General features: G+C 68.7%; 17 protein-coding genes and 1 pseudogene. 6 read left to right on the forward strand and 12 right to left on the reverse strand.

The window, feature by feature from the left end:
* Positions 1-47: 47 nt before the first annotated feature.
* A complete protein-coding gene (locus tag GGQ61_RS10530; protein WP_183772224.1) occupies positions 48-368 on the forward strand; it encodes a plasmid stabilization protein in 321 nt (106 codons plus the stop codon).
* A 111-nt stretch (positions 369-479) separates the two neighbouring features.
* Here the strand turns inward: GGQ61_RS10530 and GGQ61_RS10535 are convergent, their stop codons facing one another.
* From GGQ61_RS10535 to GGQ61_RS10545, 3 genes are read right to left on the reverse strand one after another with little or no spacing between them, the layout of a single operon-like run.
* Positions 480-1,364 carry a DMT family transporter gene (locus GGQ61_RS10535; RefSeq protein ID WP_246370601.1) on the reverse strand — a complete coding sequence of 295 codons (885 nt, stop codon included), beginning with the start codon at positions 1,362-1,364 and terminating at the stop codon, positions 480-482.
* Positions 1,357-2,202: a tRNA glutamyl-Q(34) synthetase GluQRS gene (gluQRS, locus tag GGQ61_RS10540; protein WP_183772228.1), complete on the reverse strand. Its 846-nt coding sequence runs from the start codon at positions 2,200-2,202 to the stop codon at positions 1,357-1,359. Before gluQRS ends, GGQ61_RS10535 begins: the two co-directional genes overlap by 8 nt.
* An 11-nt stretch (positions 2,203-2,213) precedes the next feature.
* Positions 2,214-2,843, reverse strand: coding sequence for a TetR/AcrR family transcriptional regulator (locus GGQ61_RS10545; RefSeq protein ID WP_183772230.1), 630 nt, complete (start codon positions 2,841-2,843; stop codon positions 2,214-2,216).
* A gap of 850 nt (positions 2,844-3,693) precedes the next feature.
* On the opposite strand from GGQ61_RS10545, the gene GGQ61_RS10550 reads away from it, so the two are divergent.
* Positions 3,694-4,254, forward strand: coding sequence for an HNH endonuclease (locus GGQ61_RS10550; RefSeq protein WP_183772232.1), 561 nt, complete (start codon positions 3,694-3,696; stop codon positions 4,252-4,254).
* Positions 4,255-4,444: 190 nt separating this feature from the next.
* Here GGQ61_RS10550 and GGQ61_RS10555 read toward each other — a convergent pair whose 3' ends face one another.
* Together GGQ61_RS10555 and GGQ61_RS10560 are read right to left on the reverse strand one after the other, a co-directional pair.
* A complete protein-coding gene (locus tag GGQ61_RS10555; protein WP_183772234.1) occupies positions 4,445-5,131 on the reverse strand; it encodes a VOC family protein in 687 nt (228 codons plus the stop codon).
* Entirely contained in the window at positions 5,128-5,787 is a 660-nt protein-coding gene (locus GGQ61_RS10560) for a TetR/AcrR family transcriptional regulator (RefSeq protein WP_183772236.1), read from the reverse strand. Before GGQ61_RS10560 ends, GGQ61_RS10555 begins: the two co-directional genes overlap by 4 nt.
* A gap of 82 nt (positions 5,788-5,869) precedes the next feature.
* On the opposite strand from GGQ61_RS10560, the gene GGQ61_RS10565 reads away from it, so the two are divergent.
* From GGQ61_RS10565 to GGQ61_RS10575, 3 genes are all read left to right on the forward strand, one after another.
* Entirely contained in the window at positions 5,870-7,021 is a 1,152-nt protein-coding gene (locus GGQ61_RS10565; RefSeq protein ID WP_183772238.1) for an alpha/beta hydrolase family protein, read from the forward strand.
* 147 nt (positions 7,022-7,168) lie between these two features.
* Positions 7,169-9,406 carry a patatin-like phospholipase family protein gene (locus GGQ61_RS10570; RefSeq protein WP_183772240.1) on the forward strand — a complete coding sequence of 746 codons (2,238 nt, stop codon included), beginning with the start codon at positions 7,169-7,171 and terminating at the stop codon, positions 9,404-9,406.
* 54 nt (positions 9,407-9,460) lie between these two features.
* Positions 9,461-9,661, forward strand: a complete 201-nt coding sequence (locus GGQ61_RS10575; RefSeq protein WP_183772242.1) for a hypothetical protein — start codon at positions 9,461-9,463, stop codon at positions 9,659-9,661.
* A 3-nt stretch (positions 9,662-9,664) separates the two neighbouring features.
* Here the strand turns inward: GGQ61_RS10575 and GGQ61_RS10580 are convergent, their stop codons facing one another.
* From GGQ61_RS10580 to GGQ61_RS10610, 7 genes and pseudogenes are all read right to left on the reverse strand, one after another.
* On the reverse strand, positions 9,665-10,486 hold the full coding sequence (locus tag GGQ61_RS10580; RefSeq protein WP_246370602.1) for a hypothetical protein: 822 nt from the start codon (positions 10,484-10,486) through the stop codon (positions 9,665-9,667).
* 11 nt (positions 10,487-10,497) lie between these two features.
* Positions 10,498-13,053, reverse strand: a pseudogene (locus tag GGQ61_RS10585) (TonB-dependent receptor); the annotation flags it as partial.
* Positions 13,054-13,170: 117 nt separating this feature from the next.
* The gene (locus GGQ61_RS10590; protein WP_343056115.1) at positions 13,171-13,449 is read right to left on the reverse strand and encodes a DUF1294 domain-containing protein; all 279 of its coding nucleotides are present in this window, start codon (positions 13,447-13,449) and stop codon (positions 13,171-13,173) included.
* Positions 13,446-14,090: a GNAT family N-acetyltransferase gene (locus GGQ61_RS10595; protein ID WP_183772246.1), complete on the reverse strand. Its 645-nt coding sequence runs from the start codon at positions 14,088-14,090 to the stop codon at positions 13,446-13,448. The genes GGQ61_RS10590 and GGQ61_RS10595 overlap by 4 nt, the downstream gene beginning before the upstream one ends.
* Positions 14,087-14,650 (reverse strand): demethoxyubiquinone hydroxylase family protein, encoded by a 564-nt coding sequence (locus GGQ61_RS10600; protein WP_183772248.1) that lies wholly within the window; start codon positions 14,648-14,650, stop codon positions 14,087-14,089. The genes GGQ61_RS10595 and GGQ61_RS10600 overlap by 4 nt, the downstream gene beginning before the upstream one ends.
* Entirely contained in the window at positions 14,647-15,165 is a 519-nt protein-coding gene (locus GGQ61_RS10605) for a disulfide bond formation protein B (RefSeq protein WP_183772250.1), read from the reverse strand. Before GGQ61_RS10605 ends, GGQ61_RS10600 begins: the two co-directional genes overlap by 4 nt.
* Positions 15,166-15,205: 40 nt before the next feature.
* Positions 15,206-15,784 (reverse strand): YqaA family protein, encoded by a 579-nt coding sequence (locus tag GGQ61_RS10610; RefSeq protein ID WP_183772252.1) that lies wholly within the window; start codon positions 15,782-15,784, stop codon positions 15,206-15,208.
* A gap of 135 nt (positions 15,785-15,919) precedes the next feature.
* On the opposite strand from GGQ61_RS10610, the gene GGQ61_RS10615 reads away from it, so the two are divergent.
* Entirely contained in the window at positions 15,920-16,966 is a 1,047-nt protein-coding gene (locus GGQ61_RS10615; protein ID WP_183772254.1) for an isoaspartyl peptidase/L-asparaginase family protein, read from the forward strand.
* Positions 16,967-16,970 lie beyond the last annotated feature (4 nt).

The following is a 16,970-nucleotide window of genomic DNA, read 5'->3' on the forward strand; positions in this document are numbered from 1 at the left end:
CGGCGAGGCGTCGGGTTGGCTTTTCCTCAGTATGAGGAGAGCCGATCATGCCTCGCGGAGACAAGTCGAAGTACACCGACAAGCAGGAACGTAAGGCCGACCACATCGCCGAGGGCTACGAGGCCAAGGGCGTGTCAGAGAAGGAGGCCGAGCGCCGAGCCTGGGCGACGGTCAACAAGGACGACGGCGGCGGCAAGGCGCCGGGCGGCTCGGGCCGTGGCAAGGACACCGGCCATCCGGCCGCGCACAAGGGCGGCCGAAAGGGCGGCGCGGCCTCGGCCAACAGGACGGCGGCGGAGCGCTCGGCCTCGGCCAAGAAGGCGGCGGCCACCCGCAAGCGCAACGCCGAGCACCACGCGGGTCATTGAGATCTTCCAGGGTCGTCGTGGCCGGTCTTCAGGTCCCGGCCATTCCATAGACACGAGCGTATGGATCCCCGGCATGCTGGCGCGGCCGGGGATGACGAACTGTGTTGAGGATTAGGCGGCGGACTTCCTCGACGCCGCCTGCGAGAGCACCACGCCGAAGAGGGCGATGGCCCCGCCCAGCGCCTGCAGCGGGCCGAGCGCCTCGGAAAATAGCAGCCAGCCGAGCAGGGCGGCGACCACCGGCTGGATCAGCACCACCACCGAGGCGGTGGCGGCCGGCAGGCGGCCCAGCGCCCAGGCGATCGAGCCCTGGCCGGCGACGTGCATGACGCCGAGCCCGATCACCGCGGCCCAGCCGCCGGCGGTCGCGGGGAATATGCGCTCGCCTAAGGCCACGGCGGCGACGAGCAGCAGCGGGGCGCTGGCGACGCTCGACCAGAACATGACGCGGGTTGCGCCGACGCTGCGGCGTGCGGCGCTGATGGCCAGGAAGTAGAGCGCGTACCAGAGGGCCGTGGTCAGGGCCAAGGCGTCGCCGAGCGGCGGATTGGAGCCGGGCGCGTGCGCGCCGCGGCCGACGGCCATCAACCAGGCGCCGGCGACGGCCAGGGCGACGGCGGCGACGAACAGCTTGGCCGGGCGCTGCTTCAGGAATATCCAGGCCGCGGCGGTGACAACCACGGGCGTCAGGTTGGTCAGCACCGTAGCGTTGGCGACCGAGGTGAAGTGGATGCTGTAGTGCCAGAAGCCGAGGTCGCAGGCGAAGGCGAGGCCCGCGAGCAGGGCGAAGCGGTTGGGCGACCCGACCCCGCGGTCCGCGCGAAGCGCCATCAGGCCCAGCAGCGGCATGGCGAAGGCCACGCGCCAGAAGCCGACGGCCGCCGGGCCCGCGTCCGCCAGCCGCACCAGGATCGGGGCCAGGCCGATGATCGCTGCGCCGGCGACCAGCACGGCCAGCGCCTGGCCGCGGTCGCGCGCAGCCGTCCCGTCAGTCAAAGCCCATCTCCGCACGCAGCTCGCCGGGGGTGACGCCGCGAGCCCGCAGGTCGCGCAGGGTCTCGGCGTGATCGCGCTTGGCGAAGCGCTTTCCATCGGGACCCGTCAGCAGGCGGTGGTGGCGATAGATGGGCGCGGGCAGGTCGAGCAGGGTCTGCAGCAGCCGCTGGACGTGCGCGGCCTCGAAGAGGTCCTGGCCGCGTATGACGTGGGTGACGCCCTGCAGCGCGTCGTCGACCACGACGGCCAGGTGATAGGCGACGCCGACGTCCTTGCGGGCCAGCACCACGTCGCCGCCCGACAGGGCCGGGTCGACCTTGATCCGGCCATGCTCGCCGCCCGGGCCTTGACCCTCCTCGGTGAAGGTCAGCGACCGGCCCGCCAGGGCCTGCTCGGCGGCGTCCAGCGACAGGCGCCAGGCGAAGGGGGCGCCGGCCGCCAGGCGCTCGGCTTCCTCGGCGGCCGGTAGAGCCGCGCCGCGAAAGGTCTCGGCGCGGCCGTGCGGGGCGCTGGCGGCGGCCTGCGCCCGTTCCTTGCGGGTCTTGAAGCAGCGATAGGTCAGGTGGTCGGCGGTGAGCGCGGCCAGCGCGGCCTGATAGTCATCGAGGTGGTCGGACTGACGGCGGACCGGCGTCTCCCATTGGATCCCGAGCCAGGCGAGATCCTCGTAGATCGCGTCCTCGAACTGCGGCCGGCTGCGGGTGACGTCGATGTCCTCGATTCGCAGGATGAAGCGACCGCCCGCGGCGCGCGCGGCCTCGTACGCGGTCAGGGCCGAGAACGCGTGCCCGCGGTGCAGGTAGCCGGTCGGAGACGGGGCGAAACGGGTGACGAACACCCGGTCAGCTTTTAGCCGTGGTGGGCCTTGCCGAAAATGCCCATGTGCTCGAACACGCCGCGCAGGAAGGCGTCGTCGCCGCCCAGCGCGTCCTTCAGATGGTCGAACTGCTTGAAGGCGAACATCTCGGCCAGACCGTGAGCCGCGCACCAGGCTGCTGTGGTCGCCAATTCCAGCTCCTGTTCGTCCATCGGGCCGGCGCCGGCTTCGACCAGGGTGTCGCGCACCTGGCAGTACGCACTGTCGTTCTCGGCGTGGACGTGCTCGGGCAGGCTCTCCTTGTCGCGCGAGCAGTCGTACATCACGCGATAGAGGGCGGGGTTGTCGCGGGCGAAACGAACATAGGCGACGCCGAGCGCGGTGAGCTTGTCGCGCACCGAGTCATGGCTGGCGCGGGCCTCCGTCATCAGCGCGTTGAGCAGGTCCCAGCCTTCATGGGCGACGGCGTCGAGCAGTTCGCCCTTGTCCTTGAAGTGGTGGTAGGGGGCGGCGGGGCTGACCCCGGCTTCGCGCGCCACGGCGCGCAGCGAAAGCGCCGTCGGGCCCTCGGTCTCCAGCAGCCGCTGGGCCGCGTCGATCAACGCGCGGCGCAGATCGCCGTGGTGATAGGGGCGATTGTCGGCGGCTGCAGCTTCTCTCATGGCGGTCACTCTAAAACTGAATCTAGACGCCGTAAAGATCATCTTGACGCCGTTCAGATCGCCGTTATCTTAGCGGTGTTCAAATTGCTAGACCCTCGCTCCCCCGAGGGTTCCAACTTGGAAGGTGTGTGTCATGTCTCTCGCTCGTTTCAACCGCTTCGAACGTCTCTTCGACCGCATCGTGCCGGTCGTGCTGGTCGCCCTGAGCGTCAGCCTCGCGGGCGCCACGCTCGCCGTCGGCGCGTAACAGCCGAACGTTCCAGTCAGCGTCTGAAGGGGGCCGGTTCCGGCCCCCTTTTTGTTGCGCCAACACCGGAGCGCCGGTCCCGGACTGGCGTCGGCGGCCGCCGACGCGATGGGCTGAACGGGGCCTGGAGGCGTCCCAGGCGGTTCCATGCATTTCTGAATAGCTTACATTGTAAAATGTATCTGTACATCGTTTAGATCTAGGCCTATCTAAACATCGTCCAGATGGACCTGGGAGCGGCGCCGCCGCACCGGAAAAGCCAAGGGAGCAAAGACCATGACCATCCTCAGCCAACTCGGCCGCATCTTCGACGCCAGCGTCAGCGTCGTTTTCATCGCCCTCAGCCTTGGCCTGGCCGGCGCCACCGCCGTCGTCGGCGCCTGATGCTTGGGCAGCGCGCCCCGTCCGTCTGGACCTGCGCATCCGGACGGGGCCGCCGAGCTTCATTTCATGGAGCTGTCTCAAAAACCGGCATATAATTCCCTGGCTACGGGAATTCCCCCAGTGGGCGATTCGCCGAGCGTTCGGATCGCGAAAGGGGGCCTGTCTTCAGTCTCTACGCGTACGACATAGGGGGGACCGCCCCCGCCCGGAGGGCCGACCATGCAGGTGCTTAACCACCCGCCGTCCGGCTGGCCCTGCCTCGTGCTGAACGCCGACTTCCGTCCGCTCAGCTACTACCCGCTGTCCCTCTGGCCGTGGCAGGAGGTGATCAAGGCGGTGTTCCTCGATCGCGTCGACGTCGTCTCGACCTACGACCAGGAAGTCCACTCTCCATCCTTCGCGATGAAGCTGCCCAGCGTGGTGTCGCTAAAGCACTACGTGCCGCAGGACCGACCGCCGGCCTTCACCCGCTTCAACCTGTTCCTGCGCGACGCCTTCAGCTGTCAGTACTGCACGGCCGGCGAGGACCTGACCTTCGACCATGTGGTTCCGCGCTCGCGCGGCGGGCGCACGACCTGGGAAAACATCGTCACGGCCTGCGCGCGCTGCAACCTGATGAAGGGTGGGCGCACCCCGCACGAGGCGCACATGCACCCGTTCCACACGCCGCGCCGCCCGACGGCGTTCGAACTGCAGGAACGCGGCAGGAGGTTCCCGCCGCACCACCTACACAAGAGCTGGCTCGACTACCTCTACTGGGACATCGAGCTGGAGGCTTAGATCAGGATCGAGCTCGACGACGTCGCCGCTCGGCGTCCTGCATCGCGCCTTCGAGACCGCCGGCTTCGATGTTGTCGCGCTCGACCTTACGGACTCGTCAGTTCGGCCAGCGCCCGGGCCGACAGGAAGTCGCCGCCGGCCGGGATCCGGCGCTCGGCCACCGGCGGGTCGGCGCCGTCGTAGCTCATCTCTAAGCCTGGGCCACCGGCGGGGCGGTGTAGGAGGCCATCTGGGTCAGCACCTCGTCGGGCGTCGCCAGCAGGCGCTCATAGACCTCCTTCGGATAGACCATGTGCGGCATGGTCGGATCGTAGGGCGGCTGCGGCACTGGCGAGGGGCCGTCATAGGCGGCCGGCGCCTTGAAGCGGGCAGCCTCCTCCGGGGAAATGCCGGCCTTGGCCAACACCGCCGGGTCGATCCAGGCGGCCGGGTCGAGGGCCTTCTCCGAGGTCGCGACCTCCAGCGTCATCTGGTCGGGGCCGGCGAAGTAGATCGACTTGCACATGCCGTGGTCGATGGGGCCGATGACGTTGACACCCTTGCTGCGCATGCGGTCGCGCATAGCGATCAGGTCGGCTTCCGTCTCCACCCCGAAGGCCAGGTGCTGCAGCGTGCCGGGCGCGCTCGGCAGCGCCCCGGACCCCGCGTGCGTGCGGCCGAGTTCGATGGGAATGTCGGCCACCGCCGGCAACTGCACGATCGAGAAGTAGCAGTGGTCGTTCAGGCGCAGGAAGGCGTGCAGCCCGCCGGGCACGCCGTGCATGTCGAAGAGCGCCACCAGTGGACAGCCCATCACCTCCGAGAAGAAGGCGATGTGCTTCTTGATGTCGGCGGCCATGAACGCGAGGTGGTGAATGCCGTTGGGATGCTGGGTCACTGGACTTCCTCCCGGGCTCTGCGGCCCTTTTCAGTCAGGAAGCCGCCGAGGACGGCTTCCAGGATCATCTCGTCGTGAACCTCGCGGCCCGCGGCGACGTCGCAGTCGAAAGTCGTGCGCATCATCGGCGCGAGATTGATTACACCAACGGCCGCCGTCTGCAGCGTCACCACGACCTGTTCGGGCGGGTAGGGGAGCAGGTCGCCGGCGGCGACGGCCTCGGCGGCGATGGCGGCCAGCCGGCGGTTGCGGGGGCCCAGCAGATGGCGGTCCAGCCATTCGAGCCGCTCGCCCCCGGCCATGCCTTCCAGCGCCACGATCCGCCCCAGCGCCGGGTGTTTCCAGCTGATCTGCAGGAAGAGGCGCATGGCCACCCGCAGCTGTGTCAGGGCCGGCGCGTCGGCTGCCGCCTCGATCAGCCGCTCTTCCTCCTGGATCACCGCACGCAGGCCGAGCATGGCGCTGCGCCAGAGGTGGGCCTTGTCCTCGAAGTGATAGTGCAGCGCAGGCTGCGACACGCGCGCGGCCTTGGCGATGCCGCCCATCGTCACCCGCTCGAAGCCCAGCTGCGAGAACTGGTCGAGCGCCACCGCGCGGATGCGCGCGGCGGTGGCTTCGCCCTTGGTCGTCGCGGCCCATTCACCGTCGTGCGGCATGACGATTGACTCTGTAATCAGCTTTTCTGATTTTGTAGTCAGAAATTGGAGGCGCCTCAAGTCGCGCCCGAGGGAGGGACGGATGGCGGTGGTTCGCGAGCCCTACGGCTTTGTCCATGCGGACAAGAGCCGGCTGAAGGAGGTTTATGGCGGGCCCACCGGCCAGGTGTTCGTCGAGTGCATGAGGGTGCGGCCGGACGTCGGCGACTCGAACACCGTCATCCTGTTCAGCCACCCGGTCGGTGGCGGCTCGTTCCTGCCGCTGGTCTCGGCCCTGGCGCGGGCCGGGCGGCACGTCATCTATTGCAACCCGCGCTACCGCGGAAACGACACTGCGCTGATCATGGAGAAGTGCCTCCTCGACCTGGGGGCCTGCATCGCCGATCTGAAGACGCGGTTCGGCTACGAGAAGGTGGTGCTCGGGGGCTGGTCCGGCGGCGGCTCGCTGTCGTTGTTCTATCAGGACCAGGCGCAGACCCCGACCATCACCCACACGCCGGCGGGCGACGAGGTCGATATCGCCGGGGCCGGGCTGCAGGCGGCGGACGGGATACTGCTGCTGGCCGCGCACATCAGCCGCTCGGTGACCATGACCGAATGGCTCGATCCTTCGATCCTCGACGAATCCCGGCCGTTCGAGCGCGACCCGAGCCTCAACCTCTACGACCCGGCGTTCCCCGAGACTGCGCCGTATTCCGCGGCCTTCGTGCAGCGGTTCCGGCAGGCGCAGATCGACCGCAACCGGCGGATCACCGCCTGGGCCAAGGACCAGCTCGCCGCGCTGAAGGCGGCCGGCGATCCCGACGCCGAGCGCTGCTTCGTGGTGCAGGGGACCATGAGCGACGTCCGCTGGACCGATCCGAGCCAGGACCCGTCCGATCGCCGGCCCTACACCTGCTACCTCGGCGATCCGAAAATCGTGAACGACGGGCCGGTGGGGCTGGGCCGCTTTACCACTCTGCGCTCGTGGCTCTCGCAGTGGAGCTATGACGAGAGCCGCGCCAACGGGATGGTCAACGCCGGGCGGATTTCCTGCCCGGTGCTGGTGATCAACAACACCGCCGACCTCGCCTGCACGCCCAGCCATGCGCAGCGCCTGTTCGACGCCACCGCCTCGGCCGACAAGAGCCTCGTGCACATCGAGGGCGCGGACCACTACTACGCCGAACGCCCCGACCTGCTGCCGCGGGCGACGACGGCGATCGGCGAGTGGCTGGACGCCCGCGGGTTCTAGGCGTTCGCCGCCGCCAACTCGGGGTTTCGCCCGATGCCGCTGGCGGCGCGTCGGCCTGTAGCCTGAGCATCCAAAGGCGCGTGCGGCCTTAGCGGGCGCCGTCACTTCGCGATGGGCGCCATCGCTGTGCCGACAGGGTGAGCCCGGATGTCCCTCGTGGATGCACTTGCGCTCGTCAAACGCCTCCTGATCCTGGGCTGCATGCTCGGCGTGATGTGGCTCGGGGTCTGGATCGCTCCAGCCTTCGGCCAGGAACGGCCTGCGCCGGCGCGGCCAAAAATCGGCCTGGTGCTGTCGGGCGGCGGTGCGATGGGCATGGCCCATGTCGGCGCCATCCAGACGCTGGAGAAGCTCGGCATCCGTCCGGACCTGGTGGTCGGAACCTCGATGGGGTCGATCGTCGGCGGCCTCTATGCTTCGGGCATGAGCGGAAACGAGCTCGAGCACGCCATCGAGACCATGGACTGGGACCTGATCTTCGACACCTCGCCGCCGCGCGAGGGGCTGACCTATCGTGAAAAGCAGCTGCAGGCGGCGTTCCCGGTCAAGGCCAGCGTGGGACTCGCCGGCACGCGGCTGCGCAGGCCCGACGCGTTGATCTCGGACGCCAACCTGCTGCTCGAACTGCGCCGGCTGGTGCGAGTGCGAGCCGCGGTCCCGACCTTCGACGACCTGCCGATCCCGTTCCGAGCGGTCGCCACTGATATCGAGACCGGCAAGAAGGTGGTGCTCGACCGCGGTGAACTGGCCGGCGCCATGCGCGCCTCGATGTCGGTGCCGGGCGTGTTCGCGCCCTACAGCCTGGACGGCAAGCTGCTGGTCGACGGAGGCATGTCGGACAACGTGCCGATCGACGTGGCGCGGGATATGGGCGCCGACGTCGTCATCGTCGTAGCCACCCAGACGCCGTTGCTGGCGGCCGACCAACTGCGCAGCCTCGGCGGCATTCTCGGCCAGACCGTCACCCTCCTGATACTGGCTAACGAACGACAGCAACTGGCGACGCTGAAGCCCGGCGACGTGCTGATCAGCGTCAACACCGGGGAGCTGTCTTCAACAGACTTCAAGCGCGGTGCGGAGTTCATCGCGATCGGCAAGGCGGCGTCCGAAAAGCAGCTCGCCGGCCTGCAGCGAATCGCCGCGCTTGGCCCGTCGCAGCCGGCGGTCAGCGTCGACAAGCCGCCGCCGACAATCGACTACGTGAAGGTCGAAAACGACTCCCGGCTTTCGGACAAGATCCTGCTGCGGCGGATCGAGCCGTTCGTGGGCAAGCCGATGGAACCTGACGAGGTCGGGACGGCCATGCGCGACATCTACGCGATGGGCATGTTCTCGCGCGTCGACTACCGGATCGAGGAGGGCGCCGACGGGCGGACAGGCCTGGTGGTCAACGCCGTCCAGCGGCCCGGCGACGCCAATCGCCTGCGTCCCGGCGTGACCATCGCCGCCTCCAGCGAGAGCGGCACGGAGTTCGACTTTTCCGCCGAACTGCGGCTGGTGCAGCTCGACAGCTATGGCTCGGAGGCGCGCTTCGTCGGCGCGCTAGGCGAGCGGACATTATTCTCGGCCGAGTACTTCAAGGTGCTCGACAGCTACCAGCGCTGGTTCGTCGACGTGATGGGATCGGTGCAGAAGCGCCCGATCAAGGTCTACAACGACACCGGGTTCCGGCTGGGCGAGTACGATGCCTCCTACGGCCTGCTTTCGCTGGCGCTGGGCCGCCAGTTCGGGACGATCGCCGAACTGCGCGCTGGCGTCGACCTCGGGAGCGGATCGGCCTCGCTGCAGGAGGGCGACCTCGCGCCGCGCGATTTCGATCTCAAATGGGGGCAATTGGCCTTCTCCGCCGGGGCCGACACGCTGGACAATCCGTATTTCCCCAGCCGCGGTATGAGCGGACGGCTGCAGTGGAACGTCGGGCTGGAGGCGCTGGGAAGCGAGACCGGCTTCCAGACCCTGCGGTTGGACAGCATCTACGCCTTCAGCAAGGGGCGCCAGGCGCTCAACTTCAACATCTCCGGCGGCGATACGATTCAGGGCGACCTGCCGCTGGCCTCGCTGTTCACCCTGGGCGGGCCGTTCAGCTTCCCAGGCTATTCGGTCGAGGAATTGACGGGCGAGACCTTCGCCGTGGCGCGCGGCATGTACCGCTACAAGCTGACCGACAGCTCCAAGAGCCTGATGAGCGTGCCGCTCTATGTCGGGGCGACCCTGGCGGTCGGCAACGTTTGGGCGCGGCATGGAGACGCCGAGGCGAACGACGTGCGGGTGGGCGCGAACGTGTTCCTGGCGGCCGACACCCTGATCGGCCCGGTGTTCATCACCGCTGGGGCGGCGGACGACGGGCGGACAGCGGTCTACTTCTTCATCGGCAAGCCGTTCTGAGGTGGGAACTTCGCCGCGTGGCGGGCGGTTGCCCGTGCGGAGGCAGCGACCATCATGGCGCAGGCCAGACATACGCAGGACGGGAGCCGGACTAACGTACGGCCGCGCTCGCGGCTGGACGGTCATCGGGCGATCCTCTGGATCCTGGCCCTGGCGTTCGCGGTGTTCGTGGTGGTGTTCCTGACCAGCCCCAAGGAAGGGGCCGACCCGCAGACGGGCGCGCCGCCGGGCGAAGTCCCGGCAGCGCAGCCCTGAGGTCTACTTGGCGGGCAGGACCCGCTGGGCGACTATTTCGCGGCCGGTGCGGCTGATGCCGTAGAGCACGCCGCGCTCGCTTTCGTCCCAGTCGATGGCCTGGCCCTCGGTGGCGACGCCGATGGTGTCGAGGTGGTCCAGCACCGCGCCGCCTTCCTTCGGGAGGGCCAGGACGTAGAGTTCCGGATGGTCGTGCCCGGTGATGTAGAGCTTGCCGTCCGGCCCCCAGCCGCCGCCCGACGAGCTCATCGGCTTGAAGCGGTCGAGCACCGACTGCGGGAAGCTCCAGCTCTGGGTCTGGCGCCACTCGTCGTCGAAGCGGACCAGCACCGAGTGGCGGTGGTCGCGCGGGGCCTCGCCGCCCTTGCCGTCATAGTTGGCGAAGGCCGCCCACCAGGCGCCGTCCTTGCGGTCGACCCAGGTGATCGATCCGCGGCCGGGGCCGAGGGCGACGGTGCGCAGGTGCTTCATGGTCGCCGGATCGAAGAACTCCACGGCGCTCCAGTGCGGCACGGCCGGGAAGTTGGAGCTGGCGCAGACCAGTTCCTTGGCGATCACCGCGCACGAGTTGATGTGCGGATAGCGGATCGGGTCGCCCTTCCACTCGGCGACCTTGGCGCCGGTCTTCTTGTCGTACTTGGCGATGGTCGAGTTGGCGACGGCGTAGACGTGGGCGGCGTCGACCGCCACGCCTTGCCGGGCTTCGGGGGCCGGATAGCGGCGCAGCACCTCGGCCGTACGCGACGGCGCGGGCGCGGCGGCTTCCTCGGCGATGGCGGGGGCCGAGACGGCGAGCGTCCCGGCCAGGATCAGCGAACGGATCATCCCGCGGGCTCCTAGAAGTTCACCGCCGCGCCGACCCAGTAGGTGCGGCCGTAGTTGGCCCACTCCTGCAGGTAGCGGCGGCCGGGGCCGGTCACTTCCTGGCGGCCGGTGTTCGACAGGTTCTGGCCTTCCACGAACACCGTGAAGCGGTCGGTGAAGCGATAGGACAGGCTGGCGTCGAAGACGTGGCGACCCTTCCAGTACTGGTCGGAGTTGGGGTTGGCGTCGTTGATCGTCTCCAGCTGGCCGCCGATGTAGTTGTGGGACACCCGGGCCTCGAACGGACCTCGCTGATAGTAGATCGACTCGTTGGTGGTGATTTCCGGCTGCTGGAAAAGGCCGGTGACCCGGGGGCCGGTCGAGGTCAGGAAGGTGAACTCGGTGTCCAGCCAGGTGATATTGCCGTTGAAGCCGAAGCCGTCGAACGGCGCGGGCAGGAAGGTGAAGGCCTGCTGGACGGCGAACTCGACGCCGCGGATCTTGGCGCTCTCGGCGTTGCGCGGGGTCGACACCAGCACGGTCTCCGGGCCGCGACCGACGTCCAGGGTCTCGGTCGAGGACAAGGTGAAGATCTCATTCTCGATGTCCTTGGAGAACACCGCCAGCGAGATCATGCCGTCGGTCGGATAGTACTCGACCGACAGGTCCAGGCCGCGGCTCTCGCGGGCCTTCAGGCCGGGATTGCCGCGCGACAGGGTCGGCTGGCTGCCGTCGAAGTTAATGCCCTCGGTCGCGGCCAGCGAGCCGTAGTCGGGACGGCCGATGGTGTTGGTCCAGGCGGCGCGGACGATCAGGTCCTCGCGCGGCTTCCACTCCACGTGCAGGCTGGGCATCCAGTTGCCGTAGGATCCCGAGTTGCTGACCGGGGTCAGCACGCCGCGGGTGCTGCGCACGGCGTCGGACTCGACCTCGGTCTGCTCGAAGCGGACGCCGCCGAGGACGGTGAAGTCGCCCCACGCATAGCTGGCCTGGGCGTAGGCGGCGTAGATATCCTCCTGCACCTTGTAGTCGCCGGTCGGAGCATTGGTCGTCGTGGTGAAGCGGCTGCGGTTGGCGTTGAAGAAGTCCATCGCCGCGCCCGCGTCGATGCGCGGGGAGAGCAGGTAGCGGCCGGCGATCAGCTCGCTCGGACCCGGCTTGTCGACCTCGGCCAAGGTGTAAACGAAGCCCGATCCGGCCCGATAGTTGGTCTGGCTGGAGTTGAACTCGCGCTCGGTCGAGCGCAGCAGGCCGCCGAACTTGGCCTTCAAGTTGCCGTCGGCGTTACCGTCGTCGAACGCCAGGTCGAAGCGCGCCTGGGCGGTGGTCTCGTCAGTCTTGGTGAGCGAGTCGCGGTGCTGCTGCAGCACGAAGTTGGCCGGGTTGCGGGCGGCCCCGTCGTTGACCGGCGTAAATACCGGGAACAGCGGATTGGTGGTGTCGTAGTTGAACGCGTAGTTGGCGCCCTGGGCGTCGACGGTGCGGAACTCGACCGAATGGTTGGGGACTTCCAGTCCGGCCTGCGAGTAGACGAGGTCGCCGCTGGCGGTCCACTGCGGCGCGAAGGTCCACTCGAAGCCGCTGCGCAGCAGGCCGATCTCGCGCTTGGTGATCGGCTGGTTCAGCTGGATCACGCCGCGGCCGCGGGCGAAGTAGCCGCTGGTCGGGGTCTGGTTTGCGACGTTGCCGAGCGGCTCGAGGCGGTACTCGATACGCTCCTCGTCGTCCTCCATGCGCGAGAACAGGCCTGCAGCTTCCCAGCGGAAATCATCCGTCGGGCGGTACTCGATCTTGGCGTTCACGCCGCTGCGCTGCTTGGTGTTGTTGTACCAGAACAGCCGCTGATAGGTCGGCACCTGGATGCCGTTGCCGGTCGGCGCGCCCGAGGCGACCGGGGCCCCGGCGGCGGTGTACTCGCGCACCGACGGGTCCTGGGATTCGACCTGCGGGATGTCGTAGTCGAGTTGCTCGTGCGAGGCGCCGACCACCACGCCCCACTGGTCCTGGTCGCCGAAGGTCGTGCCGGTGGCGAAGGCCAGGCGGTAGGACGGCTTGTCGTTGCGCACGTCGCCGCTGCGCTCGTACATGCCGTACGAGGCCATGCCGTTGAAGAACGGGCGGCCGATGTCGAAGGCGCTGCGGGTGGTGACGTTGATGACCCCGCCGATGGCGTTGCCGTCGTTCTCCGGCGTCACCGTCTTGATGACTTCCAGCCGCCCGGCCATCACCGAGGGGACGATGTCCATCGGCACGGTGCGGCCGCTTTCGTCGACCGAGGCGACCAGGGCACCGTCGATGGTCGTGCGGTTGTAGGTCGAGCGCAGGCCGCGGATGACGGGGAAGCGGGGCTCGCCCTGGTCTTCCATCACCGAGATGCCGGGAATGCGGCGCAGGGCGGCGGCGGTGTTGTGGTCGGGCAGCTTGCCGATGTCGTCGGCCGAGACGACGTCGGCGACCACGAAGGACTCGCGCTTCACCTCGATGGCGGCGCGCTGGGCCTCACGCTGGCCGGTGACGACGATCTCCTCCACCGCGGCCGCGTCGTCGTTGGCGAAGGCCGGCGTCGAGAGCGCCGTGCCGGCGAGAAGCAAGGCAAGGCAACCGGAAACACGCGGAACGAAAGGCATCTGCACCCCCCAAAACTGAAAAACGGGCGGAGCAGTAGGGAGGCCGGACGACGGCGCGGTGACAGGTCGATGAACGGATTACGAAACCGGGGGAGCCTGGCGCAGCAGGAACACGGTCAGGGCGAGCTGGGCTATGAGGATCGCGTATAGGACGCTGGCGAAGGGCTGTTTGCGGGTCTTGTGGCGGAACACCTGCTGGGCCAGCACCGCGCCCGGACCGCCGCCGGCGGCCGCGAAAGCGAGCAAGGTTCGTTCGGCGATTCGGCGCTCGCCACGCTCGGCGCAGGACTTGTCCCAGCCCATCGCCGCGAACGCGGCGAGGTTGGCCAGGCCCAGATAGGCGAGCAGCAGGCTCACTCGGCGGGGCGGGCCTCGCGCCACATCGCCCACATTTCGGGCGCGTCTGGCCGGGCCTTCAGCACCTCGACCACTTCGAATCCGTGACGGCGGTAGAGCGGGACGTTGGCCGGGCTGGAGCTTTCGAGATAGGCCGGCAGGCCCTTGGCGTCGACGCGGGCGAGGCCCGCCGCCAGCATCCGCGAGCCGACCCCCAGGCCCTGGGCCTCCGGCCGAACGCCGAGGAACCAGAGATAGGCGTGGGGCGGGGTCTTCGGGTGGTGGGCGTCCATCATCCGCCGCATGGCCGACATCCGCGAGAGACGGGCGATGCCGGTCGCACCGATGATCCGGGGCAGGGCGCGCAGCTCCTGCAGGAACGGCGTCGGACCGAGGCTCTCGGACGGCAGCCAGATCGAGGCCGCGCCGCCGGAGGCCGGGCGGAACACTTCGCCGTCGGTCAAGCCCATGGCGATCAGCACTTGGAAGAGCTTCAGACGTGCGGAGTCGTGCCTGGCGTCGGCGCGCAGAAACCAATTGAAGACCGGATCGGTGGAGAAGGCGGCGGAAAGATCCTGGGCGACGGCGCCGATGTCGCCCATGACGGCGGCGACCGGGGCCTCGGCCCCCCTGCGCAGTTCCAGGATCTCCGCTTCGGTCATAGCTTCTCGCTGATCTTGATGGCCGTGCGGCAGCCGGCGCGGATCACGGCCGCCAGTAGCGGATAGCCGGGCGCCTCGCGGGCGCCTTCTTCCAGGGCGTGGTCGCGGTGCGCGATCTCCTCGTCGCGGAACTTGGCCAGTTCGGCGGCGAGTTCGGGTTCGCGATTCTCTAGCTCGGCGATCTGCGAGGCGTAGTGGCGCTCGATCACGTCCTCGACCGCCTCGGTGCAGGCGTGGGCGGCCTTCTCGCCGAGCAGCGCGGTGCCGGCGCCCAGCGCGAAGCCGGCCACCCGCCAGAGCGGCGCCATGGCCGTCGGCCGCACCTTGTGCTCGTTCAGCAGCTTGTCGAAGCGCTGGAGGTGGTCGATCTCGTCCTTTTCCATCTCGGCGAGCTGGCCGGAGATCCGCTCGCGGCCCTTGCCGGCGCGCAGCACGGCCAGCTGGCCGCGATAGATGTGCACGGCGCCCAGTTCGCCGGCGTGGTCAACGCGCAGGATCTCGGCCAGCCGGCCGCTCATTGCGCCGGCGCCGGGACGCGGGGGGATCGGCTTGTCGCTCATGACAGCTTCCTTCTTTCGTGACGCACGGCCAGCAAGCTGAGCACGGTCAGGCCCAGCGAGGCCAGGGCGTTCCAGCCGGCCATCGACAGGCCCAGAAACACCCAGGCGGCCTTGTCGCAGGCCGGCGGCGCGATCTTGGCGCCGCCCAGCAGGTCGGCCATCTGGCCGGCGCTGACGCTTCCGCCGCCGCCCGAACAGGCGGTCGGGCCGGGCCACCACTTCCACTCGACGCCCGAATGGTAGACCGCCAGGCCGACGCCGAAGGCGAACACCGCCGCCAGGGCGGCGTCGAACACCCAGCGCCAACGGGCGCCGGCCCGCATCCGGGTGACCAGCATGCCGGCCAGGGCCAATCCAGCCGCGACCCAATAGACCTCCCGCGCCCGCAGGCAGAGGGCGCAAGGCGCCAGGCCGCCGAAGGTCTCGAACGCGTGGGCGGTCGCCAGCATCGCCAGCGAGGCGACCAGCGCGGTCAGCCGCCAGCGTTCGAGGAAGGGTTTAAGCAACGCGCTCATCGGCGGGATAAGACCTCAAAAGCTTCACCGCCCCAAGCGATCAGATGAGCACCTTGAGCACGACGATCAAGCCGACCAGCGCGATCAGGCCGAGCGTGCCGTAGAGGGCGATGCGCTTTTCGAACTCGGCGAGCATGGCCGGGCCGAAGTACTTCAGGATCGCGGCGACCGCGAAGAACCGCAGGCCGCGGGTCAGGATCGACGCCCAGATGAAGGTGACCAGCGAGAACTGCGCCAGGCCGGCGGTGATGGTCACCAGCTTGTAGGGGATCGGGGTCGCGCCCTTGATCAGGATCACCCACAGGCCCCAGTCAGCGAACCACTTCTCGAATGCCGCCTTGCCGTCCGGGTGGCCCATCAGGCTCAGCAGCCACATGCCGACCGGCTCTAGATAGAAGCCGATGGCGTAGCCGAGCAGCCCGCCCACCACCGAGGCGGCGGTGCAGATTCCGGCATAGACGAAGGCCCGATCGGGCCGCGCCAGCACCATCGGCGCCAACATCACGTCCGGCGGGATCGGGAAGAACGAGCTTTCGGCGAAGGAGACGACCGCCAGGCTCGCAGGGGCGTGGCGGGAACCGGCCAAGCCCATGACCCAGTCGTACAATTTGCGAAACATGCTGATCCGGCCCGACGTTCGCCGTCTAGCTAGCAGGCCGATGGGCGCTTGTCTCGGCCCGCACGCTCGGGCAATTCCTCCTCCTGACATGGCCTCCGCCGCAATATGTCTTTCCACGCCCGCCAAGGAGGGACCATGCGCGTCCTCGCTATCGCCGCAGCAATCACAGCCCTGATGACCAGCCAGGCCCACGCCGCCCCGCAACCTGCGCCCAAGTGGGCGATCGTCGTGCATGGCGGGGCCGGGGTGATCGAGCGCAGCCAGCTGACGCCCGAGCAGGAGAAGGCCTACCGAGCGGCCATGACCAAGGTGACGCAGGTCGGCGCCAAGGTGCTGAAGGACGGCGGCAGCGCCATGGACGCCATCGAGGCGACCATCCACCTGCTGGAGGACGACCCGCTGTTCAACGCCGGCCGCGGGGCGGTGTTCACCGCCGAGGGCCGCAACGAACTGGACGCTGCGATGATGGACGGCCAGACCCTGCGGGCCGGCGCCGTCGCCGGCGTCACCCGCACCCGCCATCCGATTTCGCTGGCTCGCGCGGTGATGGATAAGTCGCCGCACGTGATGATGATCGGGTCCGGCGCCGACGCCTTCTCCAAGGCCCAGGGCCTGGAGCAGGTCGACCCGAGCTACTTCTTCACCGAGCGCCGGTGGAAGAGCCTGGAGAGCTTCCTGAAGGCCAATAGTCTGCCGATCCCGCGCAAGCCGGTCGGCGGCGCGCCCGATCCGGCCCAGGGCCTGGCCCACGACGAGGGCAAGAAGGGCACGGTGGGCGTCGTCGCATTGGACAGCCATGGCAACGTCGCGGCCGGCACCTCCACCGGCGGCACGACGGGCAAGCGCTTGGGCCGGGTGGGCGATGCGCCGATCATCGGCGCGGGCACCTACGCCTCGAACCAGTCGTGCGCGGTCTCGGCGACGGGGACCGGCGAGTACTTCATCCGCCTCACCGTGGCCCGCGACGTCTGCGCCCTGGTCGAGCTGAAGGGCATGAGCCTGCAGGCCGCCGCCGACGAGGTGATCCAGAAGCAGCTCACCGCCCTCGGCGGCGACGGCGGCGTCATCGCCGTGGCGCCCGACGGCCAGATCGCCTGGAGCTACAACACCTCGGGCATGTATCGGGCCAGCGCCGCCGAAGGCCGCGCGCTGACGGTGGGCATCTACAAGGACGAGCCCTAAGTTA

It is taken from the genome of Phenylobacterium haematophilum (assembly GCF_014196295.1).
Classification (GTDB): domain Bacteria; phylum Pseudomonadota; class Alphaproteobacteria; order Caulobacterales; family Caulobacteraceae; genus Phenylobacterium; species Phenylobacterium haematophilum.